The 24,059-nt window shown below is 66.6% G+C and carries 29 protein-coding genes; 19 read left to right on the top strand and 10 right to left on the bottom strand.

Annotated elements, in window-relative coordinates; translation table 11 throughout:
• Nucleotides 1-6 precede the first annotated feature (6 nt).
• The 13 genes from ASC89_RS01555 to ASC89_RS01615 all read left to right on the top strand — a co-directional run bounded on the left by ASC89_RS01555 (nucleotide 7) and on the right by ASC89_RS01615 (nucleotide 10,617).
• Nucleotides 7-594, top strand: coding sequence for an RNA polymerase sigma factor (locus ASC89_RS01555; protein WP_055874795.1), 588 nt, complete (start codon nucleotides 7-9; stop codon nucleotides 592-594).
• An 85-nt stretch (nucleotides 595-679) separates the two neighbouring features.
• Entirely contained in the window at nucleotides 680-1,066 is a 387-nt protein-coding gene (locus ASC89_RS01560) for a VOC family protein (RefSeq protein WP_055874791.1), read from the top strand.
• A gap of 201 nt (nucleotides 1,067-1,267) precedes the next feature.
• Nucleotides 1,268-3,082: a translational GTPase TypA gene (typA, locus tag ASC89_RS01565; protein WP_055874787.1), complete on the top strand. Its 1,815-nt coding sequence runs from the start codon at nucleotides 1,268-1,270 to the stop codon at nucleotides 3,080-3,082.
• An 88-nt stretch (nucleotides 3,083-3,170) separates the two neighbouring features.
• Entirely contained in the window at nucleotides 3,171-3,506 is a 336-nt protein-coding gene (locus tag ASC89_RS01570) for a hypothetical protein (RefSeq protein WP_055874784.1), read from the top strand.
• 23 nt (nucleotides 3,507-3,529) lie between these two features.
• Complete coding sequence (locus tag ASC89_RS01575; RefSeq protein ID WP_055874781.1) at nucleotides 3,530-4,144, top strand: DedA family protein; 615 nt, start codon at nucleotides 3,530-3,532, stop codon at nucleotides 4,142-4,144.
• Between the two features lie 101 nt (nucleotides 4,145-4,245).
• Entirely contained in the window at nucleotides 4,246-4,671 is a 426-nt protein-coding gene (locus ASC89_RS01580; RefSeq protein ID WP_407065053.1) for a carboxymuconolactone decarboxylase family protein, read from the top strand.
• A 1-nt stretch (nucleotide 4,672) separates the two neighbouring features.
• On the top strand, nucleotides 4,673-5,548 hold the full coding sequence (locus ASC89_RS01585) for a sigma-70 family RNA polymerase sigma factor (RefSeq protein ID WP_055874775.1): 876 nt from the start codon (nucleotides 4,673-4,675) through the stop codon (nucleotides 5,546-5,548).
• A gap of 96 nt (nucleotides 5,549-5,644) precedes the next feature.
• Entirely contained in the window at nucleotides 5,645-5,947 is a 303-nt protein-coding gene (locus ASC89_RS01590; protein ID WP_055874772.1) for a YggT family protein, read from the top strand.
• Between the two features lie 10 nt (nucleotides 5,948-5,957).
• Complete coding sequence (locus ASC89_RS01595; protein WP_055874770.1) at nucleotides 5,958-6,395, top strand: GNAT family N-acetyltransferase; 438 nt, start codon at nucleotides 5,958-5,960, stop codon at nucleotides 6,393-6,395.
• Nucleotides 6,392-6,700, top strand: coding sequence for a DUF167 family protein (locus ASC89_RS01600; RefSeq protein WP_055874766.1), 309 nt, complete (start codon nucleotides 6,392-6,394; stop codon nucleotides 6,698-6,700). The genes ASC89_RS01595 and ASC89_RS01600 overlap by 4 nt, the downstream gene beginning before the upstream one ends.
• Nucleotides 6,701-6,739: 39 nt before the next feature.
• The gene (locus tag ASC89_RS01605) at nucleotides 6,740-7,300 is read left to right on the top strand and encodes a TetR/AcrR family transcriptional regulator (protein ID WP_055874764.1); all 561 of its coding nucleotides are present in this window, start codon (nucleotides 6,740-6,742) and stop codon (nucleotides 7,298-7,300) included.
• Nucleotides 7,301-7,370: 70 nt separating this feature from the next.
• Nucleotides 7,371-8,147 (top strand): SDR family oxidoreductase, encoded by a 777-nt coding sequence (locus ASC89_RS01610; protein ID WP_055874761.1) that lies wholly within the window; start codon nucleotides 7,371-7,373, stop codon nucleotides 8,145-8,147.
• 313 nt (nucleotides 8,148-8,460) lie between these two features.
• Nucleotides 8,461-10,617, top strand: a complete 2,157-nt coding sequence (locus ASC89_RS01615) for a sodium-translocating pyrophosphatase (protein WP_055994062.1) — start codon at nucleotides 8,461-8,463, stop codon at nucleotides 10,615-10,617.
• A 45-nt stretch (nucleotides 10,618-10,662) separates the two neighbouring features.
• Here ASC89_RS01615 and ASC89_RS01620 read toward each other — a convergent pair whose 3' ends face one another.
• Together ASC89_RS01620 and ASC89_RS01625 are read right to left on the bottom strand one after the other, a co-directional pair.
• Nucleotides 10,663-11,586 carry a DUF3445 domain-containing protein gene (locus ASC89_RS01620; protein ID WP_055994064.1) on the bottom strand — a complete coding sequence of 308 codons (924 nt, stop codon included), beginning with the start codon at nucleotides 11,584-11,586 and terminating at the stop codon, nucleotides 10,663-10,665.
• 33 nt (nucleotides 11,587-11,619) lie between these two features.
• Entirely contained in the window at nucleotides 11,620-12,012 is a 393-nt protein-coding gene (locus tag ASC89_RS01625) for a metalloregulator ArsR/SmtB family transcription factor (RefSeq protein ID WP_082533163.1), read from the bottom strand.
• 127 nt (nucleotides 12,013-12,139) lie between these two features.
• On the opposite strand from ASC89_RS01625, the gene ASC89_RS01630 reads away from it, so the two are divergent.
• Nucleotides 12,140-13,123, top strand: coding sequence for an acyl-CoA desaturase (locus tag ASC89_RS01630; protein WP_244488374.1), 984 nt, complete (start codon nucleotides 12,140-12,142; stop codon nucleotides 13,121-13,123).
• Between the two features lie 13 nt (nucleotides 13,124-13,136).
• On the opposite strand, the gene ASC89_RS01635 is transcribed toward ASC89_RS01630, so the two are convergent.
• From ASC89_RS01635 to ASC89_RS01645, 3 genes are all read right to left on the bottom strand, one after another.
• The gene (locus tag ASC89_RS01635) at nucleotides 13,137-13,523 is read right to left on the bottom strand and encodes a YciI family protein (protein WP_055994066.1); all 387 of its coding nucleotides are present in this window, start codon (nucleotides 13,521-13,523) and stop codon (nucleotides 13,137-13,139) included.
• 191 nt (nucleotides 13,524-13,714) lie between these two features.
• Nucleotides 13,715-14,548: a polysaccharide deacetylase family protein gene (locus ASC89_RS01640; protein WP_055994068.1), complete on the bottom strand. Its 834-nt coding sequence runs from the start codon at nucleotides 14,546-14,548 to the stop codon at nucleotides 13,715-13,717.
• A 63-nt stretch (nucleotides 14,549-14,611) separates the two neighbouring features.
• Complete coding sequence (locus ASC89_RS01645) at nucleotides 14,612-15,415, bottom strand: SDR family NAD(P)-dependent oxidoreductase (RefSeq protein WP_200940398.1); 804 nt, start codon at nucleotides 15,413-15,415, stop codon at nucleotides 14,612-14,614.
• A gap of 84 nt (nucleotides 15,416-15,499) precedes the next feature.
• Here ASC89_RS01645 and ASC89_RS01650 point away from each other — a divergent pair, with 84 nt between their 5' ends.
• From ASC89_RS01650 to ASC89_RS01660, 3 genes are read left to right on the top strand one after another with little or no spacing between them, the layout of a single operon-like run.
• A complete protein-coding gene (locus tag ASC89_RS01650; protein ID WP_055994072.1) occupies nucleotides 15,500-15,934 on the top strand; it encodes a MarR family winged helix-turn-helix transcriptional regulator in 435 nt (144 codons plus the stop codon).
• Between the two features lie 4 nt (nucleotides 15,935-15,938).
• Nucleotides 15,939-16,589 (top strand): NAD(P)-dependent oxidoreductase, encoded by a 651-nt coding sequence (locus ASC89_RS01655; RefSeq protein WP_055994074.1) that lies wholly within the window; start codon nucleotides 15,939-15,941, stop codon nucleotides 16,587-16,589.
• Nucleotides 16,589-17,329, top strand: a complete 741-nt coding sequence (locus ASC89_RS01660; protein WP_055994076.1) for an aminoglycoside phosphotransferase family protein — start codon at nucleotides 16,589-16,591, stop codon at nucleotides 17,327-17,329. The genes ASC89_RS01655 and ASC89_RS01660 overlap by 1 nt, the downstream gene beginning before the upstream one ends.
• 154 nt (nucleotides 17,330-17,483) lie before the next feature.
• Here the strand turns inward: ASC89_RS01660 and ASC89_RS01665 are convergent, their stop codons facing one another.
• Nucleotides 17,484-18,449: an NAD(P)-dependent alcohol dehydrogenase gene (locus ASC89_RS01665; protein ID WP_055994078.1), complete on the bottom strand. Its 966-nt coding sequence runs from the start codon at nucleotides 18,447-18,449 to the stop codon at nucleotides 17,484-17,486.
• A gap of 105 nt (nucleotides 18,450-18,554) precedes the next feature.
• Here ASC89_RS01665 and dinB point away from each other — a divergent pair, with 105 nt between their 5' ends.
• Nucleotides 18,555-19,802 (top strand): DNA polymerase IV, encoded by a 1,248-nt coding sequence (dinB, locus tag ASC89_RS01670; protein WP_055994080.1) that lies wholly within the window; start codon nucleotides 18,555-18,557, stop codon nucleotides 19,800-19,802.
• 233 nt (nucleotides 19,803-20,035) lie between these two features.
• Here the strand turns inward: dinB and ASC89_RS01675 are convergent, their stop codons facing one another.
• Nucleotides 20,036-20,602, bottom strand: a complete 567-nt coding sequence (locus tag ASC89_RS01675; RefSeq protein WP_055994082.1) for a dihydrofolate reductase family protein — start codon at nucleotides 20,600-20,602, stop codon at nucleotides 20,036-20,038.
• Between the two features lie 141 nt (nucleotides 20,603-20,743).
• On the opposite strand from ASC89_RS01675, the gene ASC89_RS01680 reads away from it, so the two are divergent.
• Nucleotides 20,744-21,895: a serine hydrolase gene (locus ASC89_RS01680; protein WP_055994084.1), complete on the top strand. Its 1,152-nt coding sequence runs from the start codon at nucleotides 20,744-20,746 to the stop codon at nucleotides 21,893-21,895.
• 171 nt (nucleotides 21,896-22,066) lie between these two features.
• On the opposite strand, the gene ASC89_RS01685 is transcribed toward ASC89_RS01680, so the two are convergent.
• Genes ASC89_RS01685 through ASC89_RS01695 form a run of 3 tightly spaced genes read right to left on the bottom strand, consistent with a single transcriptional unit; the run spans nucleotide 22,067 to nucleotide 23,725 of the window.
• Complete coding sequence (locus tag ASC89_RS01685; RefSeq protein ID WP_055994086.1) at nucleotides 22,067-22,762, bottom strand: RNA polymerase sigma factor; 696 nt, start codon at nucleotides 22,760-22,762, stop codon at nucleotides 22,067-22,069.
• 13 nt (nucleotides 22,763-22,775) lie between these two features.
• Entirely contained in the window at nucleotides 22,776-23,306 is a 531-nt protein-coding gene (locus ASC89_RS01690) for a plastocyanin/azurin family copper-binding protein (RefSeq protein ID WP_055994087.1), read from the bottom strand.
• Entirely contained in the window at nucleotides 23,303-23,725 is a 423-nt protein-coding gene (locus ASC89_RS01695) for a DUF5602 domain-containing protein (RefSeq protein WP_055994908.1), read from the bottom strand. The genes ASC89_RS01690 and ASC89_RS01695 overlap by 4 nt, the downstream gene beginning before the upstream one ends.
• Nucleotides 23,726-24,059: the final 334 nt, after the last annotated feature.

Consider the following 24,059-nt stretch of genomic DNA (forward strand, 5'->3'; position numbering starts at 1 on the left):
CAGCCGATGCGACAAGCGGCCTATGACCAGCTTCTCGCTCTCGCCCGCCGCTGCAGCCGCGTGCCCGCCGACGCCGATGATCTGCTGCAGGATGCGCTGATCGAGGCGATCCGCGTCGACCGCGCCGATTTCACCCGACCCGAGCATCGGCGCTGGCTGGTCGGGGTGATGCGCAACAAGGTCAGGATGGCAGCGCGTGGGGCGACACGCAGTCGGCTCCGCGACAGCGCCTGGCAGGCGGCGCGCCACCCGCAGCCGGTCGCCGACGAGACCCCGATCAGCGCCCTGCTGGCGAGCTTGCCGCCGGCGCTGAAATCGGTCGCCGCCCTGGCGCTCAGCGGCCACGACCGTCGCGAGATCGCCTACCTGCTGCGGCTCGACGACGTGACGCTGCGCCAACGCATCTCCACCCTCGGCAAGCGGCTGCGCGCCGCCGGTCTGGCGCTGCCCGAGGGCACGCCCGGCCTTGGCCTCAACCTCGCCTATGGCCGCATCCGCGACGCGCTGCTGCCGGCGCTGCTGCGCGAGGGCGGCGTCTTCGCCTCGCACGATCCGGATGGGCACCTGTTCATCGTGCGGCGGGCGCCGCGCTAAGCTGCCAGGAATATTTTGGCGCCTTGCTCACATTCCGCCTGATGGCGGCAACCATTGATGTAACCACTCATCAGGAGCTGAACCCATGATCCCCAAACCGCACCGCGCCAGCATCGTCTACTATGTCGCCGACATCGCCCGCACCGAGCGCTTCTACAACGAGACGCTCGGCATCGAACTCACTCGCATGGAGGGCGCCGAGCCCTATTGGCTGCAGGGTTCGCTCGATCAGGGCCTCGACATCATCTTCTTTCAAATGGAAGGCTCGCGCGGCAGCTCGCCGGCGCTGATCTTCGATCTCGCCGAAGGCGGCATCGACGATGTGGTGGCCGCACTGGTCGCCCACGGCGTCACCATCGTCACTCCGGTCAGCGAGGCGCCCGGCGGCTGGAGCGCCGACTTTCTGGATCCGGATGGCTTTGGCCTCGGCCTCTACCAGTCGGGCGACAAGCCGCGATCGCTGAAAAAATAGCAACTGCGTCGATCTGACGGCAGTCCGTTCGTCGTGCATGCGAGGGTGCTTTCCGGGCGCAACAGCGCTGGGTAACCGGGGAGTGCCCTCACCCCGGCCACTGGGTCGCAAACCAGCTATTCGGCGAATTGTCTTGAGAATGTGACCCTTGTCCGATATGGGGCGCGACTAATCTCCTGAACATCCGATCGGCCGCCCCTCATGTCTTTGCGTAACATCGCAATCATTGCTCACGTTGACCATGGCAAGACCACCATGATCGACGTCCTGCTCAAGCAGTCCGGTTCGTTCCGCGAGAACCAGCGCGTCGAAGAACGCGCCATGGACAGCAATGACCTCGAGCGCGAGCGCGGCATCACCATTCTGGCGAAGGTGACTTCGCTGGTCTGGAAGGACACCCGCATCAACATCGTCGACACCCCCGGCCACGCCGACTTCGGCGGCGAAGTCGAGCGCATCCTGTCGATGGTCGATGGCGTGGTGATCCTGGTCGACGCCGCCGAAGGCCCGATGCCGCAGACCAAGTTCGTGCTCGGCAAGGCGCTTGCCCAGGGCCTCCGCCCGATCGTTGCGATCAACAAGATCGACCGCCCCGACGAACGCCACCTCGAGGTGCTCGAAGAGATTTTCGATCTGTTCATCGCGCTTGACGCGACCCCGGAGCAGCTCGATTTCCCGGTGCTCTACGGCGCCGCCAAGCTCGGCTGGATGTCCGAAAAGCCGGAAGGCCCCAAGGACTCGCTGGCCCCGCTGCTCGACAAAGTGCTCGAATACGTGCCCGCGCCGAAGGTGGAAGAGGGCCCGTTCCGCATGCTGGTCACCACCATCGAGCGCAACCCGTTCCTCGGCCGCATCCTCACCGGGCGCATCACCTCCGGTACGGTCAAGGCCGGTGACCCGATCCACTCGCTCGGCCGCGACGGCAAGATCGTCGAGAAGGGCCGCGTTTCGAAGGTGCTGGCCTTCCGCGGCCTCGAACGCACCCCGATCGATATCGCCGAAGCCGGCGACATCGTCGCCATTGCCGGGCTCGAAACCTCGACCGTCGCCGATACGCTGGTTAACCCGGCGGTGACCGTGCCGCTGCCGTCCAAACCGATCGATCCGCCGACCCTGTCGGTCACCTTCCGCATCAATGACGGCCCGCTGGCCGGCCGCGAAGGCGACAAGGTGCAGTCGCGCGTCATCCGCGAGCGCCTCCTGCGTGAAGCCGAAGGCAACGTCGCGATCAAGATCACCGAAGGCGATGACAACGACTCGTTCGAAGTCGCCGGACGCGGTGAATTGCAGCTCGCCGTGCTGATCGAAAACATGCGCCGCGAGGGTTTTGAGCTCACCATCGGCCGCCCGCGCGTCGTCATCCGCGAGGAGAACGGTCAGAAGCTCGAGCCGATCGAAGAAGTGATCATCGACGTCGATGACGAGCATAGCGGCGTCGTGGTGCAGAAGCTGACCGAGCGCAAGGGCGACCTGGTCGACATGCGCCCCTCGGGCGTCGGCCGCCAGCGCCTCCGCTTCTACGTGCCGACCCGCTCGCTGATCGGCTACCAGCCCGAGCTCTTGTCCGATACCCGCGGCACCGCCATCTTCAACCGGCTGTTCCACGAGTATCAGCCGTTCAAGGGCGCCCTGCCGGGCCGTCGCACCGGTGTGCTGATCTCCAACGGCACCGGCCAGGCTGTGACCTATGCGCTGTGGAACCTCGAGGAGCGCGGCCCGATCATGATCGATGCCGGCGTCGACATCTACGAGGGCATGATCATCGGCGAGCACGCCCGCGAGAACGACCTCGAGGTGAATGCGCTGAAGGGCAAGCAGCTGACCAACATCCGCACGACTTCGAAGGATGAAGCGGTTCGCCTCACGCCGCCCAAGAAGCTCACCCTCGAGCAGTCGCTCGGCTATATCGCCGACGACGAGTATGTCGAAGTGACGCCCAAATCCATCCGCCTGCGCAAGATCTGGCTCGACCCCAACGATCGCAAGCGCATGATGCGCGCCGCCAAGGCCAGCTGATCCAATAGGGCGGCCGCACCCCGGCCGTCCGTATTGTTCCGTCATTACAACATGCTACAGGTTTCCCGAGGATTTTGGGGGACCCGACATGTTGAAGCGGACGGCATTACTCGCGTCGATTGCCCTTGTTGCAGCACTGGCCTCGGCTTCGTCGGCTGAGGCCAAGGTTCGGCTGAAGCCGATCAACTGCCCGGTTGCCAAGGCCGCCGAAAGCTTCCGCATCACCGGCGCCAAGGGCGAACTCGAGGGCGTCCGCTCCGAGTACCAGTGGCTAGCGGCCAACCGCCCCGGCTGGAAGCGCACCGACCAGGCGCTCATCACCAAAGGCAACAAGGCCTATGACCTGCTGACCATCGTCAAAGGGCGCAAGAAGCAGGTGATCTGCTTCGACATTACCGCTTTCTTTGGTAAGCGGGATTTCTGACCGAACACTGCGACTGGAGCACCATGGCCACCTGGATCACCCAGATCATCACCGACCTCGGCTATGTCGGGATCGCCCTGCTGATGCTGCTCGAGGCGGTGTTCCCGCCGATCCCCTCCGAACTGATCGTGCCGTTCGCCGGCTTTGCCGCGGGCCAGGGCCAGCTCAATGTCTTCGGCGTGATCCTCGCCGCCACCCTCGGCTCGCTGATCGGCATGCTGCCCTGGTACTTCGTTGGCCGGTTGTTCGGTCTCGAACGGGTGAAATGGCTGGCCGACCACATCGGCCGCTGGTTCGCCTTCAATGCCGACGAGATCGATTATGCCGCCCGCATCTTCGATCGCTGGGGCAAGCCGATCGTCCTCGTCGGCCGGCTGTTCCCGATCCTTCGCACCCTGATCTCGGTCCCCGCCGGGCTGGCGAAGATGAACTTTCCGACCTTCGCGCTGTTCTCGGCCATCGGCATGCTGATCTGGAACAGCGTGCTGGTCGGCGCCGGGTACCTCTTGCACGAGCACTACCACCTGGTCGAAAGCTGGCTCGACCCGCTGACCTGGGTGGTGCTGATCGCCGTCGTCGGCGTCTACGTGTTCCGCCTCTTCACCTGGCGTCCAAGCCGCGCCAGCCAAAAAATCTGAGGTCGATGTCACACCGGCCGGGGGCTGGGTCGTCTTGTTGTCGTGAGCATCACAATGACATGGAGACAATGATGACCAAGCGCATCAACCCCTACGCCCGGATGGACCTGATTCAGCCGCTGATCGACTACAGCCAGGCCGTGCCCGATGTCGGCCTCGAGCCGACCCTGGCGCATCTGGTGAAGATCCGCGCCAGCCAGATCAACGGCTGCGCCGTGTGCCTCGTCATGCACAGCCAGGAAGCCCGCCAGGACGGTGAAACCGAAATGCGCATCTACCTGCTCGATGCCTGGCGCGAGGCGCTGCATTTCACCCCGCGCGAGCGCGCCGCTCTGGCCTGGACCGAGGCGCTGACCCGGCTCGATCATACCGCCGATGCGGCCTATGAGCTGGTGGCGGCCGAATTCAGCGAGGCCGAGCAGGTCGTCCTCACCCTGTTGATCGGCAACATCAATACCTGGAACCGTATCAATGCCGGTTTCCGGGTGAACCCGCCGCGTTCGGCGATCATCAAGGTGGCGGCATAACATGGATGCCGGGCGGGCCGATGCGGCCATCAGTTTCGAACCCCATCGGCCCCGCCTCACCCGGGTGGCCTACCGCATGCTCGGCTCGGTCGCCGATGCCGAGGATGTGGTGCAGGACGCGTTCCTGCGCTGGCACACCACCGACCGCTCCGAGGTCGACAACGCCGAGGCCTTCCTCGTGCGCGTCGTCACCCGGCTCTGCCTCGACGTGCTGAAATCCTCCCGCCGCAAGCGCGAGACCTATATCGGCCCCTGGCTCCCCGACCCGGTGGTCGACAGCGAGGCCGATCTCGCCGAGGACGTCACCCTGCCCCTCCTCCTGGCGCTGGAGCGGCTCTCGCCGCTCGAGCGCGCTGCCTTCCTGCTGCATGATGTGTTCGGCATGGAGTTCGAGGAGGTGGCGACCGCCATCGATCGCGAGCCGGCGGCCTGCCGGCAGCTGGCGGCGCGGGCCCGCCAGCATGTGCACGAGGCGCGGCCGCGCTTCGCCGTCGACCAGCGCCGCGGCCTCGAATTCGCCGAAGCCTTCTTTGCCGCCTCGCAGACCGGCGATATGGCAATGCTCAAATCGATGCTCGCCGCCGATATCACCGTCACCGCCGATGGCGGCGGCAAGCGTCCGGCCGGCCCGGTGCCGATCGTCGGCTTCGATGCCGTAATGAAGTTGATGGAACGGATGGCGCGGATGTTTGCCAGTGCGCCGTCGCAACTCGTCCGTTTCGCCACCATCAACGGGCTGCCCGGCTTCGTCACGCTCGAGGCGGATGGCGAGCTGCAGACCACCGCGCTCGAGATCGTCGACGGCAAGATTGCCGGCATCTATGTCGTGCGCAACCCGGACAAGCTCGGGCACCTCGATGGCATGGCGCTCAACTGAGCGCCAACCCACCGCGCTGAAAGGCAAAATCGTCGCGCCCGCTTGCCGCCTGGCGTTCCGCCCCCTAAATAGGGCGGCGAACCCGAGGGCCACCCGATGATCTTTGCCATTCTGCAGACGCTGAGCTTCATTCTGAACATCGTCTGGTGGATCTTCCTGATCATGATCATCATGAGCTGGCTGATCAGCTTCAACGTGATCAACACCCGCAACCAGTTCGTCGCTTCGATCTGGCGCGTGCTGAACCAGATCACCGAGCCGATCCTGAAGCCGATCCGCCGCGTCATCCCGGCAATGGGCGGGCTCGACCTGTCGCCGCTGATCGTCTTCGTCATCATCTTCTTCCTGCAGAACCTCATCGGCTTCTACGCCGCCCGGGCCGCTGTCGGCGCGCTCTGAACGGCGCGCCATGCTGCCTCAGGGCTATGAGATCTCGACCGATCCCAAGCGGATCGACCTTGACTATGTGCATCGCTACCTGAGCCAACAGAGCTATTGGGCCGGCGCCGTCCCGCGTGACGTCGTCGCCCGTTCGGTGGCCAACGCCCTGAGTTTCGGGCTCTATGCCCCCGATGGCGCGCAGGTCGGCTTCGCCCGCGTCGTCACCGACCGCGCCACCTTTGCCTGGCTGGCCGACGTCTTCATCGATCCCGGCCAGCAGGGTCTCGGGCTCGGCAAGGGCCTGATGGACGCCATCATCGCCCATCCCGACCTGCAGGGCCTGCGCCGCTTCATGCTGGCAACTGCCGACGCACATGGCCTCTACGAGCGCTATGGTTTCACCGCGGTCGAGCATCCCGAGCGGCTGATGGTCAAGCTCCGCACCGACCTCTATCCGCGCTCGTGAAGCCCGCTTTCGAGCTGCTGCCGGACGGCATCCGGCTCCATCTTCGCGTCACCCCCAATGCCGGCCTCGACCGCATCGACGGTTTCGAGACCCGCGACGACGGCGCCACCGTGCTCCGGATGCGGGTGAAAGCGGTGCCGGACAAGGGCAAGGCCAATGCCGCCGTGCTGGTGCTGCTGGCCAAGGCGCTCGGCGTGCCGAAGTCGGCGGTCACTCTGATCGCGGGCGACACGGCGCGGCTCAAGACCCTGTACATCGCCGGCAACCCTGACGCTCTCGCCGCTGCCCTCGCCAAACTGGGCTAGAACTCTTACATTCCGGTCAGCATCAAACCGGAGCGTGCGATGAAAGTCTCCCGCGAGCAGGCGACGAAGAACCGTGCCCATGTCGTCGAGGTTGCCGGGGCCCAGTTCCGCAAGCACGGCTTTGACGGTATCGGCGTTGCCGACCTGATGCAGGCCGCCGGGCTGACGCATGGCGGTTTCTACAATAATTTTACCAGTAAGGATGCGCTCGCCGCCGAGGCGGTGACCCAGGTGTTTGCCGAGACCACCCAGCGCCTGCGCCAATACGCGCTGGCCGCCGCCGATCCCTATGCCGCGATGGTCCGCTTCTACCTCTCGCCGGAACATCGCGACTCGATCGAGGCAGGCTGCGCCATCGCCGCATTGTCGCAGGACGCGGCGCGCGGCAGCCCGGAGCTGCGCGCCGCCTTCGAGGTGGGCATCGCCGCCTATCTCGACCTGATCGTCGAGGTCGCCGGCGTCACCCGGCCCCGCGCCATGGCCATCTACGCCACCATGGTCGGCGCCCTCACTCTCTCCCGCACCGTCACCAACCCCGCATTGAGCGCCGACCTGCTGAGCGCCGCGGCCGACGGCCTGCTCGCCGGCAAAGATTCTTAGCCTGCGCCCTTGCGACGATAAATTATGATCATCATGTAACTGGCGTCACGCCATTTGCAGGAGATCGATCATGGCCGCACAAACCGCCCTCATCACCGGAGCCTCATCGGGCATCGGCGAGATCTACGCCGACCGCCTCGCCAAGCGCGGCTACGACCTGGTGCTGGTCGGCCGCAATGCCGAAAAGCTGCAGCAGCTCGCCGCCAGCCTCGCCAGCACGCACGGCATCAAGGTCGAGCGCATCGTCGCCGACCTCGGCGAACCCGCGGGCCTCGCCCGCGTCGAGCGACGCCTCGAAGCCGATCCGGCCATCACGCTGCTGATCAATTCCGCCGGGCTGATCGGTGGTGGTCCGCTGAGCGCCGGCAATCTCGACGAGCTCAGCAGCATGCTGAACATCAACGTCGTCGCCCTCACCCGCCTCGCCGCCGTCGCCGCCAAGGTGTTCGCCGCCCGCGGCAGCGGCGCCATCGTCAACCTCGCCTCGGCCATGGCCTTCATCGACACGCCCGCCGCCGCGGCCTATGCCGCCTCGAAAGCCTATGTGCTGAACCTCAGTCTGTCGCTCGATCTCGATGTGAAGCCACAGGGCGTCCAGGTGCAGGCGGTGCTCCCCGGCTATACCCGCACCCCGATGATCTCCGGCGGCGCTGGCCTGCCCGCTGAAGCGGTGATGGATGCCGACGCCATGGTCGATGCGGCGCTGGCAGGCTTCGACGCCGGCGAACTGGTCACCATCCCCTCGCTCGAAGCCGTCTCTGCCTATGACGACTGGGCGGCACGACGGGTGGCCCTCCGCCCGCATCTGTCGCTGTCGAAGCCTGCGGCCCGCTATACTGCTGCCTGACTGCTGAGCCGGTGCGGGCTGACCCCCACCCTTGATCCCTCCCCCTAAACATGGGGAGGGAGACGGCAGCCTCGATGTCCGTGTGAGGGTCTCCCTCCCCATTCTTCTTAGGGGGAGGGGACAGGGGTGGGGGTCAGCCCGCGCCGGGTTCTCGATTAATTCCGCCGCCCACCCCATCACCCCTACCCCATTGCGCCCCCTGCGGCGATTTGGCACAAGTTTCGCACGCGATCGTCGGGGGGCGAGGAGGAGCGGTTCGCCGCTGCAACTACGGAGCGTTCCCCGGTGACGTCACATCGAGGGAACATTCGTTATGACTCTATTGCTATGGGCGATCGTCGTGTGCGGTCTGCTCTCCATCGTATACGGCGTCGTCACGACGCAGGGCCTGCTCAAGGCCGATGCGGGTTCGGCCCGCATGCAGGAGATTTCCGCCGCAGTGCGTGAAGGCGCCTCCGCCTATCTCCGCCGCCAGTACACCACTATCGCGATTGTCGGCGTGGTCATCCTGATCCTCGCCTTCTTCCTGCTCGGCATTTATGCCGCGATTGGCTTCGCCATCGGCGCCATCCTCAGTGGTGCCGCGGGCTTTATCGGCATGAACGTCTCGGTCCGCGCCAACGTCCGCGTCGCCCAGGCGGCGACCAAGTCGCTGGCCGGCGGCCTCGACCTTGCCTTCAAGTCAGGTGCTGTCACCGGGCTGCTGGTTGCGGGTCTCGGCCTCCTCGGCGTCACCCTCTACTTCATCGTGCTCACCCAGTTCCTCGGCATCGCGCCGACCAGCCGCATCGTCATCGACTCGCTGGTGGCGCTCGGCTTCGGCGCCTCGCTGATCTCGATCTTCGCCCGTCTCGGCGGCGGTATCTTCACCAAGGGTGCGGATGTCGGCGGCGACATGGTGGGCAAGGTCGAAGCCGGCATCCCCGAGGATGATCCGCGCAACCCGGCCACCATTGCCGACAACGTCGGCGACAATGTCGGCGATTGCGCCGGCATGGCCGCCGACCTGTTCGAAACCTATGTGGTGACCGCGGTCGCCACCATGGTACTGGCGGCGATCGTCCTCCCCGACGCGTTCAAGCTCGCCGGCATGGTGCTTCCGCTGGCCATTGGTGGCGCCTGCGTCGTCACCTCGATTATCGGCACCTATTTCGTCAAGCTCGGCGCCTCCAACAACATCATGAACGCCCTCTATAAGGGCCTCATCGCCACCGGCGTGCTCTCGCTCATCGTGCTGCTGCCGACCCTGATGTGGGTGTTCGGCGGGCTCGACGTGCAGCTCGGCCTCGAAGGCGGCAAACAGTTCACCCCGTGGAACCTGTTCTGGTGCGGCGTTGCCGGCCTCGTCATCACTGGCCTGATCATCGTCATCACCGAATATTACACCGGCACCGGCAAGCGCCCGGTCAACTCGATCGCCGAAGCATCGGTGACCGGCCATGGCACCAACGTCATCCAGGGCCTCGCGGTCTCCTTGGAATCGACCGCCCTGCCGGCGCTGGTGATCATCATCGGCATCATCGTCACTTATAACCTCGCGGGCCTGTTCGGCATCGCCTTCGCCGTTACCACCATGCTGGCGCTGGCCGGCATGATCGTCGCGCTCGATGCCTTCGGCCCGGTCACCGACAATGCCGGCGGCATTGCCGAAATGGCCGGCCTCGACAAGGAAGTGCGCCACAATACCGACGCGCTCGACGCCGTCGGCAACACCACCAAGGCCGTCACCAAGGGCTATGCCATCGGTTCGGCCGGCCTCGGCGCCCTGGTGCTGTTCGCCGCCTATACCCAGGACCTGCAGTTCTTCTCGGCCAATGCCGCGGAAGGCTCGTTCTTCTATGGCCTGGGGCCACTCACCTTCTCGCTCGCCGACCCCTATGTCGTTGTCGGCCTGCTGTTCGGTGGCCTCTTGCCCTTCCTCTTCGGCGGCATGTCGATGACCGCCGTGGGCCGCGCCGCCCAGTCGGTGGTGGTGGAAGTCCGCCGCCAGTTCAAGGAGCGGCCGGGCATCATGGCCGGCACCGAGAAGCCTGACTACGGCAGGGCGGTCGATATGCTGACCAAGGCCGCGATCAAGGAAATGATCGTCCCCTCGCTGCTGCCGGTGCTGTCACCGATCATCGTGTTCGTCGCCATCTACTGGATCGCCGGCACCGCCGCCGCCTTCTCGGCGCTCGGCGCCATGCTGATGGGCGTCATCGTCACCGGGTTGTTTGTCGCGATCAGCATGACTGCTGGCGGCGGCGCCTGGGACAACGCCAAGAAGAGCTTTGAAGACGGCTTTACCGACAGCCACGGCGTCAAGCACTACAAGGGCTCCGACGCCCACAAGGCCTCGGTCACCGGCGACACCGTCGGCGACCCCTACAAGGACACCGCCGGCCCGGCGGTGAACCCGATGATCAAGATCACCAACATCGTGGCCCTGCTGCTGCTGGCGGTCTTGGCGCACATGACGGGCGTGGCGTAAGCGCTCGCTCCAACCCGCTATGCGGTTATCTGAGGGCCCGGGGGATCACTCCGGGCCCTTCGGCTTCAAGGCGCCGGTGATCTCGCCCAGCCGTGCCACCAGCCGGTCGCGCTCCAGGGTCAGCCCCTTGTAATCGAGCTCGGCAGCCCCGAGCGCCATGAGTTGAGCGACCAGCGAGCTGGCGATCCCTGCCGCCTCCGGGTGCTGCTCCAGCCGCGCCAGCGGATCGACATGGATGCGGATGGCGAACAGGATATCGCCGCTCACCGGCAGCTTCCGCAAAGTCTGCCGTTCTACCCGCAGGAATACGCTTGCCGCCCGTTCGCCTGTCCCGAAACGCCGTGTGCCGGGATCTGCCGTCTCGGGGTGATGCAGCCGGTCGTCCCCATAGAGCGACCAGTTCCAGCGGATCATTGGCACTTCGGGCCGCGCGTTGTCGAACATGCGCTGGATCAGCTGTGCATTCCGTGTCCCGGCACCGAATCCGGGGACGGGCCCGTGCACCTCATGCAACGGCCGCCCGAACTTCTCCCTGAGCGACCATGACGAGGGGAAGCAGAGCGAGGCGGCCGCGAGCCGCCAGCCCGCCTCGCCGCGCCGCATCAGCACCAGGTCTTCCTGCACCAGGCTTGCCGCCATCCGCAGCGGCGCCTCGCCTGGCACGCCAAGCGCCACGCGCTTCCCGGTGGGCATGATCTCGACCCCGTCACCAATCCGCCGATAGTGCTGGGGGAATTGCGTCGCAAGGTGCTCCGCCAGCAATGCCAGCACCTCGGCCTGCGCTTGCTCCGTTCCTGGCTCGGCAACAAACACCGAGTCCGGGTGCGCCGCGCTCACCCGCTCCTTCTCGGCGAGATCTGCCGCCAGACGGTCGTCGACCTCGATCCAATCGGCAAGCGGAAGCGGCTTCACGCCGATCTGGAAGAGTTTTGAGGATCCGTCATAGGGCGTGTGGAGAGATACCGTCATGTCCGCGACATTGGCCTGGACCCGGCCTCCCCTTTAGCGGTCGGTCCCGTCGGCAACTTTGCGCTCTGCCAGCGCCTTGCTTTCGCGCTTCAGCGGCCGGCCCACCGGGCAGACTTCCTGGGCGAAGCCGGTCAGCGTGTTGGTCAGGTTGTTGGGGATCAGCGAGTAATGGATGAACTGGCCGCGACGCTCCTTCGCGATCAGCCCGGCCACCTCCAGGACGCTCAGGTGCTGCGAAATCGAGGGTTTTGACATGTTGAAACGCGCCGCGATCTCACCCGCCGTCAGCGAGGTATGCGCCAGATAGGCGAGGATCCGCCGGCGCGGCGCCGAAGCCAGCGCCTCGAACACCCGCTGAAACGCCCCGTCCGGACTGACCACTTCTTCGACGGCGCTGGACAGCTCCGCGTCGACCTTACCTGGCATCGTCTCGTCCATCCGCCTCGTCCATCATTTAGGTAATTAGCCTATTGCCTAATCAAATAGGCACTGCTAAGCATTTCGGCAATTAGTTCATCGCCTAAATACATCAACCGCGCAAGGCTGAAACGCCATGACGATGACCAATTCGACGCCAGCCCTGTCGACCGGCCGGATGTACGCCGAGCCATTGAGCGACCCTGTGGCGGGAACCGTCCGCTGGGCTCCCGGAAAATCCCTCTGGACCCTGTCGTTGACCGGCATCGCGCTGGTGTTCGCGCCGCTGACCTTCAGCCTCGACGCGCTGCTGCTGTTCCTCGCCACCACCGCGATCACCATCTGCGCCGGCCATTCCGTCGGCATGCACCGGCTGCTGATCCACCGTTCGTTCAAGACCCACATCGTCATCGAGCATGTGCTGGTCTATCTCGGGACGCTGGTTGGCATGGCCGGCCCGTTCGGGATGATCTACGCCCATGACATTCGCGACTGGGCGCAGCGGCAGACCGACTGCCACCCGCTCTATGCCCATCGCCGCTGGTTCCTCATCGATGCCTGGTGGCAGATGCACTGCGTCGTGGCGCTGGACCACCCGCCCCGCTTCACCATCGAGCCGCGCACGGCCAATGACCGCTTCTACCGGTTTCTCGAGCGGACCTGGATGCTGCAGCAACTGCCCTGGGCGCTGCTGTTCCTCGCCCTCGGCGGCTGGGGCTGGGTGGTGTGGGGGATCGCGGCGCGGGTCGCGGTCTCGCTTACCGGTCACTGGCTGGTCGGCCATTTCGCGCATCGGCGCGGCCACCAGGGCTGGGCTGTCGATGGCGTCGCCGTGCAGGGCTACAACCTGCCGGCCGTCGGCCTCATCACCTTCGGCGAGGCCTTCCACGGCAACCATCATGCCTTTCCGGAATCGGCACGGCTTGGGCTCGAGCGCGGGCAGATCGACCTCGGCTGGTGGCTCATCCGGACGCTGATGGCGTTGCGACTGGCCAGCGAGATCCGACTGCCGGAGAACCTCACCCCGCGCGACGGGCTGCGGCGTCTAGCCGGAGCCGATTGCGGCAAGCGGTGCGCTGGTTGCCCGTTTGGCGCAGCAAGCGTGGCGGCGGGCCAGTAGCGCCGGGTTTCCCCTACGCCACCTCCGGCCGCCCGCGCCCGGTCACGCTATCCACCTGCTCCAGCGCCGGCCGCACTTCGATGCTCGCGACCCGCATGATCGGGCTGGTCTTGGCCAGGGCAATCGCCTCGTCGATATCTTTGGCCTCGATCAGGAAGAAACCGCCCAGGTGCTCCTTGGCCTCGACGAACGGCCCGTCGGTGCTGGAGAATTTGCCCGCCCGCTGCCGCACTGTCACCGCCGCCTGCGGCGCTTCGAGCGGCTGCGCCAGGATCAGCTTGCCGCTATCGCGCAAGCCCCAGTCGAAGGCGATCGAGTCGTCGGCCAGCTGCCGGCCTTCGGCCTCGCTTAGTGCGCCGATGGCGACGCTGTCGATGTAGACGAGACACACGAACTTCATTTGAGGCACCTCCTGTTGCGAGGCTAGTCGAACTGCGGTGGGGCGATTCGACATGCCATAAGCACCGGGCCAGCGCTCCCCTCCCCCCTGAGGGGAGGGGTGGGGGTGGGGGTCCATCGGTGATCACCGCACCACCCCCTCCCTCAATCCCTCCCCTCAAGGGGGAGGGAGGCGACCGTGCAAACCGATCGCTACGCGTTCTTGCTCCGCAGCTGCTCGCGGAACCCGCGCATCCCCACCAGCTCGAGCCCGAGCTCGGCATACATCTGCTCCACCGCGCCCGAGCGGAACAGCTCGTACTCCGCGAGCCGCAGCGGTGCGTCGTCCGAGATCATTGCGATGTCGCCCGGCTTGGTGAAGTGGAAGGCCCCCCAGTTCAGCCCCGGTTTGGCGCTGTCGAGGATGCCGCGATAGTCCGCCGCCGTCGGGCTGAGATTGCCGAACGGCGTCGACACCACGCCGTCGAACAGCGGATTGCCGCGCGCCGCCGCCTGCGCCCAGGCGCGGTCGAGCGCCACTGACGGTTCGACCCAGGCATCCTGCGGCCCCGGCAAAAAGATCGGCAGCGAGTAGTCGGCGCCAAGCTGTTGATACAACTCAACGAACTCGGGCAGCCAGACCGTCCCCATATGCGCGTCGAGATGGGTCACGTCGATGCCGGCCGCGAGCGCCGCATCGATCTGCGCCCTAAGCTCGGCCTCCACCGCCGCGAGGTCGGCGCCCTGCGTATCCGCCACCCGGCGCGGCATGAAGCCCTCAGCGTCGCACATGCCGTTATCGGCGGTGCCGGTCATCGGCCGCCAGCGGAAGCGGTCGAACTCTGATGTCAGCGTCAGGTGCACGCCGATATCGAGCTCGGGGTTGTCGCGCGCCAGCTGCGCCATATGCGGAAACCACGGGCACGGCACCATCACCGAGCCGCAGGTCACCACGCCCTGCTCGCAGAGCTCGAGGAACGCCATATTGGCGCTCCAGCTCGCCCCCAGATCATCGTGGTGCACCACCACCTGCCGCAGCGCCTGCATCGAATCGTCTCCCTCGTTCTCCGCCAGCTGTTTAGCAGCCGACGCGGCGCTCCGGGGAGTCTCTCAGCCAGCCGCCTGCATCGGCTCGCCCTGCCGATAGTTGTTCTGGATCTTGTTGCCGGCGCTTTGCCCACCATCGATCGGCAGCACCACGCCGGTGACGAAACTCGCCGCATCCGAGCAGAGCCAGCTCACCACGCTCGCCACCTCCTCGGCCCGCCCGATCCGCCGCATCGGCGTCGCCAGCCCGGCCTGCCGTTGCGCCTCGGGCCCTGCTGCCTCGAGATGGTGGGTGAGGATCGGCCCCGGCGCCACCACGTTCACCCGGATGCCGCGATCGGCATAGTCGAGCGCTGCCGCCTTGGTCAGCCCGATGATCCCGGCCTTCCCGGACACATAGGCGGCAAGCCCCGACACCCCGATCACCCCGGCCAATGACGCCATGTTGACGATCGCCCCGCCGCCAGTTTGCAGCATCGCGGTGATCTCGTGCCGCATGCCGACAAACGTGCCGCGCACATTGGTGCGGATACCACGATCAAAGCCGTCGAGATCGAGCTCGGCCAGCGGCGCCGGCCGCGGCCCATCGGTCGCATTGTTGAAGGCGATATCGAGCCGCCCGAACGCTGCGAGCCCCGCCTCCACCGCCCGCTGCATCGCCGCGTCGTCGGCGACATCCGCTTTGACGGCCAGCGCCCGGCCACCCGCCTGGCGAATGCGTTCGGCCAGCGCTTCGGTCGGCTCTGCCGACCGCGCCACCAGCACCACCGCCGCGCCCTCACGCGCCAGCAGCTCGGCCGTCGCGGCGCCAATGCCCTTGCTGGCCCCGGCGATCAGCGCCACCTTACCTTCATGCCGTCCACTCATCGTCATGCTCCTTTATTTGTTGGATACCAAATATGGTACCACTCAAAATATATGCAAGGGACCAGCTCGTGCTAGGCTGCGATCATGAAACCCGCACCCGCTGAGCTCGCCGACGACACCTGGCGGCTGATGTTCGATTTCTTCGTCAGCTCCAACCCGCAGCGCAGCGAGAGCCTGCAGCGGCGCGGCCTGACGCCCAACGATTCGCGCATCCTCAACAGCCTCGATACGGCAGGCCGCCCGATCGGCGAGCTGGCGCGGCAGTTCAACAGCGACCCCTCGAACACCACCTGGGTGGTCGATCGGCTGGAGCAGGCTGGCTATGTTGAACGCCGCCCCTCGCCCACCGATCGCCGGGTCAAGCTCGTCGCCCTCACGCCGCTGGGCCTCGAAACCCAGACTGCGCTGCTGGCCGAGTTCCGCGTGCCACCGCCCGGCCTCGCCGCCCTGAGCAGCGCCGAGCTGGAAACGCTGCATCGCCTGTTCTCAAAGCTCAACCCATCAACCACCGACAGGTGACCTCATGCGCATCATCGTCATTGGCGGCAGTGGCCGCACCGGCATCCTGATTGTCGAAAAGCTGGTCGCCGCCGGCCACTCGGTGGTCGCCACCATCCGCAACCCCAAACACATGGCCGAGACGGTGAAGCGTGGCGCCGAGACGATCGTGCTCGATCTCGACAAATCGCCGCTGAGCGATTTCACCACCACCATGAAAGGCGCCGACGCCGTGGTGTTCGCCGCGGGCTCGGCCGCCGGCGAAAGCAGCGCGCTCGATCGCATCGGCACCCGCCGCACCGTGCATGCCGCCGAGAATGCCGGGGTGAGGCGTTACCTCTCGATCTCCGCCATCGGCGCCAGCACCGGGCTGTCGATCCGCTCGATGGATGACGAGATGAAGGACTATTACAAGCAGAAGCGCGCCGCGGCGAAGTTCATCACCGGCTCCAGCCTCGATTGGACCATCCTCGAGCCGGGCGAACTCACCGATGGCGGCGGCACCGGCAAGGTGCTGCTGAGCCAGCAGGCGATCAACGAGGAGTCGGTGCCGCGCGAGGATGTCGCCGCCGTCACTGTGGCACTGCTCGAAGAGCCCAAGTCGGCCGGCAAGGTGGTGCAACTTACCCGCGGCACGCAAACCATCGCCACCGCCCTCAAAGCGGCGCTCAGCTGATGGATCAGAAGATCGGCCCACTGCTCGGCTCCGGCAAGATGGCGGAAGCCTTCCATTACGGCGACCACGTGCTGAAGCTCTATCGCGACCCCACCAATCGCTCGGTGGCCTTCGGCGAAGCCGCCATCCTCGCCATTGTCGGCGAGCATGGCCTGCCGACCCCGGCGGTGCACGCAGCCGGTCCCTATGCCGGCCGCTGGGGCCTGGTCATGGACCGCGCCCCGGGCCAGCCGCTGGCCAGCCTCGCCGCCGCCGACCCGGCGCTGCTGCCAGCGGCGCTCGAGGCCATGGTGCAGCTCCACCTCGCTATCCATGCCCGCACCGAAGTTCGCCTTTCGCCGCTGAAGCCGCGCCTCGCCGACCGCCTCGGCCGCGTCGACCTCGATGCCGCACTGCGTAGCCGCCTGCTGGCGCGGCTGGCCGAACTGCCCGAAGGCAACCGCCTCTGCCACGGCGATTTCCACCCCTTCAACATCATCGGGCCGCCCGGCGCCGCGATGATCGTCGATTGGCCCGACGCCACCTCCGGTCCGCCGGCCGCCGATGTCGCCCGCTCCTACCTCCTGATGCGCCACGGCGCCGGCCACGAGTTGGCCGACGCGTATCTGGCGGGCTATCTGGCGGCGAGCGAGCTGACTGACGCCGACATCCGTGCCTGGCTGCCGATCATTGCCGCGGCGCGGTTGGCCGAGAACGTGCCGGAGGAGAACGAACGGCTGCTGGCGCTGGCGCGGGGGTAGCTACGGTGCCGCCGACCGGTGCGCGCAATCGCGATGCTAGCGGCGATCGCCTCCCTCCCCCTTGAGGGGAGGGAATGAGGGTGGGGGTGGTTCTGTGATCACCGATGGACCCCCACCCCCAACCCCTGCCCTCAAGGGGGAGGGGAGCAGAGCCTCACGGCACCACCACCAGCTTCCCCAGCGCCTGCCCGGCGCCGATCCGTTGAAACGCCGCGGCCGTCTCTGCCAGCGGATAGACCCGGTCGATCGCCGGCGTCACCGCGCCGGCCGCGATCAGCGCCCCGAGCTCCGTCAACTGCCCGACATCGGGCTGGTGCAGCACCAGCCCGAGCTGCTGCCCGCCAGGCTTCGAGCTCATCGCCCCGAGCGTTGCCACGGCAAGGATGGTCGGTGTCGTGCCACCCACCACCGCCAGCCGCCCGGTGGGCGTGAGCGTGCGGCGGAACTGCGTCAGCGGCCGCGATGCCACCATGTCGATGATCAGGTCGTAGCGCTCGCTGCCCGCGGCAAAGTCCTCGGCGCGATAGTCGATCACCCGCTCCGCCCCCATTGCGCGCATCAGCTGGAGCTTCTCTGCCCGGTCGACGCCGGTCACGTCAGCGCCGGCGCGCTTTGCCAGCTGGATCGCAAACGTTCCGGCGCCGCCACCCCCGCCATTGATCAGCACCCGGTCCCCGGCCCGCACCTCGCCCTTCCAGCGCAAGCCCTGCCAGGCCAGCAGCCCTGCCTGCGGCATCGCCGCGGCGGCTTCGAAGCTCACTGGGTCGGGGATCCTGGCCAGCACCGCTTCCGGCGCCGCGACATACTCGGCAAACCCGCCCCAGTTCGACCCGCTGAGATCACCGAACACCCTGTCGCCAATGGCGAGGCGACTCACCCCCTCGCCCAGCGCCTCGACGATGCCGGCAACATCGGCGCCGAGGATCGCGTGCTGCGGCCGCCACAACCCGCCCAGCCGCGCGAGGAACGGCTGGCCGCGTAGGAGGTCCCAATCCCACGAATTGAGCGACGCCGCCTTGACCCGGATCAGCACCTCGCCCGGCCTCGGAACCGGCTGCGCCACCTCGGCGAGCCGCAGCTGCTCCACCCCGCCATATGCCGAATAGACCACTGCCCGCATCGCGCCCTCCCGATCCCCCGCAGCACCATCCGCCGCCGGCGAGCCGCTTGACAAGCCCAACACTTCGTTCGCTTTATGTTCTCATTGCGCCACGGAGAATCCCGGATGGAGCCCGCCGCCACGATCCTCCACGCCGATCTCGATGCCTTCTACGCTTCGGTCGAGCAGCTGCTGAACCCGGAGTTGCGCGGCAAGCCGATCGCCGTCGGCGGCGGCGTGGTGCTGGCCGCCTCCTACGAGGCCAAGGCCTTCGGCGTGCACGGCGGCATGTCCGGCTGGGCGGCCAAGGAACTCTGCCCCGAGCTGATCTTCACCGGCGGCCATTTCGAGGAGTACCAGCGGCTGGGCGACGCGGCGATCGGCATCCTCGACGACTACACCCCACTGGTCGAGCGCATCTCGATCGACGAAGCCTTTGCCGATGTCGCCGGCTGCGAGCACCTGTTCGGCAGCCCCGAAACCATTGCCCGCACGGTTCGCGCCCGCGTCCGGGCCGAGCTCGGCCTCCCCATCTCGGTCGGCGTGGCGCGCACCAAGCATCTGGCCAAGATCGCCTCGCAGGTGGCCAAGCCCGATGGTCTCGTGGTGGTCGATCCGGTGCGCGAGCTCGAGTTCCTGCACCCGCTGCCGGTGAGCCTGATGTGGGGCGTCGGCCCGGTCACCGAGGGCAAGCTCGAGGACGAGGGCATCCTCACCATCGGCCAGCTGGCCGAACAGCGCACCGAGTGGGTGCAGCATATCCTCGGCCATGCCGCCGGCGAAAAGCTCAGCGCGCTGGCTTGGAACCGCGACCCGCGCGGCATCGTCACCAACCAGCGCGCCCGCTCCGCCGGGGCCCAGTCGGCGCTCGGCAAAAAGCCGTTCATCGAACGGATCTACCGGCCGACCCTGCATCACCTCGCCGATCGCATCGCCTCGCGGCTCAGGGTGAAATCCTGGCACGGCCACACCATCACGGCGCGTGTCCGCTTCCGCGACCTGCGCGCCGTCACCCGCTCGATCACCATCGACCAGCCGATTTCGGCCACTGTGAGCCTCGCCGAGATCGCCGAGGACCTGGTGCGGGTCGTCCAGGCCGATCACCCCGACGAGCGCACCATCACCCTGCTCGCCATCTCGGTGGCCCAGCTCGAGCGCGATCCGGTGGTGCAGCTCGAACTGCCGCTCGACCTCGCCGACGACGCCCGCCGCCCCGGCACCCGGCGCGGCGCCTCGCGCCTTAGCGCCGATCGGGCCATGGACGCCGTCCGCATCCGCTTCGGCCGCGAAGCCATCGGCTATGCCTCGGCGACGCTCGAGCTCGATCGCTCCGTCCCCGACGCCTTCCGCGGCTTGGCGGAAAAGCCGCTGTAGAGAGCCTCCTGGGTGGTCCCCGATCTTCCCCCACCCACCGTGTCACCCCGGCGAAGGCCGGGGCCCATCCTGAGATGTTGCAGTGGGCTGAGGCACTTGCCCCAGCTTGAGCGCTCTCGAGGAGTCGTATCGAACGAGCAGTGATCCACCCGAAAGCCCTCAGGATGGGCCCCGGCCTTCGCCGGGGTGACCCTGAGGATGGGGCAAGCTTGGGTGCCCTCAACCGACGAACTCTACACCCTGCGATAGATCAGCTTCATCACCCCGCTGTCGAAGCGTTCGCTGTCGATCAGCTCGATATCGAAGCGCCGCTCCAGGTTGTCGAGCAACCGCCGGCCCTTGCCGAGGACGATCGGGTGGATCAGCCAGTGATACTCATCGACGAGGCCGAGATTGGTCAGCTGCTGCACGATGGTGGCGCTGCCATAGGTGAGGATATCACCGCCCGCCCGCGCCTTGAACGCGTTGACCTTGGCCGCATCGAGCTCCCGCCACAGCTCCGAGGTCGGCCACTTCGCCGCCTGCAGGTTGTGCGAGATCACCACCTTGTGCAGCGCATTGATCCGCTCGGCATAGGTCTTCTCCCACGTCGCGGCATTGGGGTTAGCGGGAACAGCCGGCCAGTACTGCGCGAAATCCTGATAGGTGCCCTTGCCGAGCAGCAGGCTGCTGGCGCCGTTGACCAGCCCGATCTCGTAACTCGACAGCTGGTCGTCGCCGCGGATCCAGTCCATCTCACCCATCGGGCCGGCGATGAAACCGTCGAGGCTGATCCAGTGTGTGCTGATGAGCTTGTTCATTCACCTTCTCCGTAATCAACAAGATTGTTAATCAACATAATTGTTGAGTACGCCGTGAGGCCGGCCCTGTCAAGCGAGGCAGCCGCATTTCCGCCATCCATGCCTGCGAGCCATTTGCGCCAGGGGTTTTGGGGGATTTCGTTGCGCAAACTGCTGATCGCGCTGGTGCTGGTGCTAGGTGGTGCGGTGACGGCCACCTTGGCCTATGCCCCTTACCTTCCGCAGCTGGTCGCCGAGGGCGTGCCGCCGCTCATCTGGCCGGCGCCCGGGCACTTCGCCAGCATCGAGGGCGCCGCAACGCCGCGTGATCTGCACGTCGCCGAAGCAGCCAGCACCCGTCCATTGCAACCCGACCTCGAGGCCGCCTTCACCGAGAAGCGCGGCAAGGCCCTGCTCGTCGCCCGCGCCAGCCGGCTCGAACTCGAGCACTACGCGCCAGGTCTCACTGCCGAAACCCGCTTCAACTCGTTCTCGATGGCCAAAAGCCTCGTCGGTGCGCTGATCTACAAGGCGCTGGCCGAAGGTCGGCTGCAGAGCCTCGACCAGACCTTGGGCGAGCTCCTGCCCGATGATCGTGGCCTTGCCGGCGTCACGCTACGCGCCCTGCTGGCGATGCGCAGCGGCATCGCCTTCGACCATGGCGAGGGCAAAGCCGGCGCCGTCAGCGGCGACAAGACCGTCGATACTTCAGCCAACCCGTTCGGCCCGCTGGCGCGGCTGCATTTCCTCGGGCTCGGCGCCATCGAGGGCGGCCTCGTCACCGACGCCAAAACTGCGTCCGAGTTCAACTACCAGAACGTCAACACCGCGCTGCTCGGCGAGGTGCTCGAAACTGTCTACGGACAGGGCCTCGAACACCTGCTGGCCGAAAAGCTCTGGCGCCCGGCCGGCGCGGCGTCCGCCGCCTGGCGCCAGCCGGCTGCGGGCGCCCCGGTTTCCGCCTATTGCTGCATCTACGCCGCGGCGCGCGACTGGATCCGCATCGGCCAGTACCTGGTGGAGAACGGCACGCCGGAAGCGCCCTTCCTCCCCGCCCCGCTGTGGCGCGAGTTCCTCGGGCTCGATGTCGGCACTGCCGAGCGGCTCAAAGACCATTATGGCCAGCACCTGCGCCAGAACGTCCTCGATCGCGCCGGCCAGGCGCTGCAGGGCCCGTTCACCTACCTGATGGGCCAGGGCGGCCAGGTGCTCTACCTGCTCCCCGAACAGCAACTGGTGGTCTATCGGGCCGGCGAAACCGTGCAACTGCTGCACTCGACGCTGTACGGCGCCTGGAACAGCATTTCGCGGTAGGCTGGCCACCTCTCCGTTGGGTGCACGATACGCTCCACACACTCGGTGTCATCCCCGACAAAGCAGGGGACCCAACTCACCGTCCCCACCAGCCGATAGATGGGTCCCAGCTTTCGCTGGGATGACACCCGGGGAGGAGGCGAGGTTGTGGGCCACCGCATTCGAAAGCGATCAAGCCCCGCGCAGCACCGCGATCACCCGGTCCGCCATGTTGGCGCAACGTGCCCCATCGAACGGATAGAGCTCGGCGAACGAGCCGCGCAGTTGCTCTTCCAGCACCACGCGCAGCATGCGCCGCGCCCGGTGCAGCCGGGTCTTCACCGTCTCGGGCTTGATACTGAGGTGCTCCGCAGTTTCCTCGGTGCTGAGCCCTTCGACGTCGCGCAGGACGAACACCGTGCGGAATCCCTCGGGCAGGCCGTCGATGGCGGTCTCGAGCAGTTGGCGCATCTCGGATCGGGCAGCCTCCATATCGGCGGGGAGCGGGGCGAGCGACAGCGGGAACAGCGACACCAGGCCCGCATCAGCGCTCACCGCCTGGTCGAGCGCGTCGAGCGCGCTGCTGGGCTTCCGCCGCCTTACCCGCGACACCGCCTCGTTGAGCGCGATGCGTGTCAGCCAGGTGGAAAAGCTGGCCTCGCCGCGAAAGCTCGCGAGCGCGGTGAAGGCCTTCACATAGGTCTCCTGCACCACGTCTTCGGCTTCGCCGTCATTGCGCAAAACGCTCCGCGCCGCGCGGAACAGCCGCTGGTTGTTGCGCTCGATCAAGAGGCGTATGGCGTTCTCGCCACCCTGCCGCGCCAGCTCCACCAGCTCGGCCTCGCTCAGCGCCCGCACTTCGCTCCGTTGTTTCAGCACCGTCAGCATGTGCGCTTCTCCCCTATTCGCGGTGCACCACAGCGGCGGCGATGATCGCCGCGACGTCCGGGAACCCGGCCAGCGCGACCTGTGGCAACTCGGTCAGCGCGGCCCCGGCATTGGCATAGTCGGCGGCGCTAGCGCTCGGCGTGCCGACGACGACGCGGCCGACCATCCCGGCATGCTCGTGCGGCACGCAGTAGTAATCATAGACCCCGGGGACGCTCAGCGTCAGCGAGAACGATTCGTCCGGCAGCAGGTAGTCCGAGTCCCAGGGCGTCGCCGCCTCGGGGATGCGCCGCGGCCGATCGAACAGGCTCGGGTGATAGCTCGTCACCGTGTGCGAATTGCCGGGGTCACGGTTGGTCCAGCGAATCGTCTGGCCTGGCTGCACCAGGATCCCGACCGGATCGAACCACACCTGCGAGCCGTCCGGCGTCCCCTGCATGACGATCTCCACCGCCCCTGCCGCCAGCACCGGCGATGGTCGCAGCAGCACGGCGGCGAGGAGACCCCCGCCGGCTTGCAGCGCCTGTCTGCGCGTCGCGATCATTGCGCCACCCGCGCCTCGCCGGCCACCGGCACATGCCACAGCACGACGTGCACATGCGGCTCCTCGACGCCGGGATGCCCGGCATTGAAATAGACATCGACGTGATCGACATTGCCGCCTGGCGCTGCCAGGTCGTCGAAGCGCTTGTCCGGATTGAGGTCCTTGATCGGCAGCATGTAGATGGTGCTGACCAGCTTGCCATCATGGTCGTAGGCGAGGAACGGGCCGGCCGGCAGCGACGCCGGATCGACATAGAGCTGCCCCATGCCGGGCAGGAAGTCGGGCAGCTTGACCAGCGAACTGACGGCCTTGAAGGCGCCTGATGGCGGCGACTTGGCGATCTCGGTGGGCACATCATGCGCCAGCACCGGCAGCGTGCCGGCGAGCGTCAGGGCGAGAACGAGCGGCAGGATCTTCATGGTGAACTCCATCATCGGCGCGCCTCGGTGGCGCGTCGAACATTGGAGTGGAGCGGCAGGAAAAGGTTCCCGCGCGGCTCGAGCCGAGGGAAAAGCGAAGGGCCGGAGCGATGCTCCAGCCCTTCGAAATTGTCCGGCGGTGCATAGGTAGTGCAACGCCTCAGTTTCTACATATGGGTCACAAGGGGCTTGCTTCAAGCCCCCCACCTTGCGCTACCACCACCGCCACGCGTGCTGACGACCTGGTCCCTCGTCGCGCCCCGACATTGACTCTTGCCTCATCAACGCTTAATCCGCCGCTTAACTATTTTTGCGGCGCACGCTGTCGATTTCG

The organism is Devosia sp. Root413D1, from assembly GCF_001425235.1.
Classification (GTDB): domain Bacteria; phylum Pseudomonadota; class Alphaproteobacteria; order Rhizobiales; family Devosiaceae; genus Devosia_A.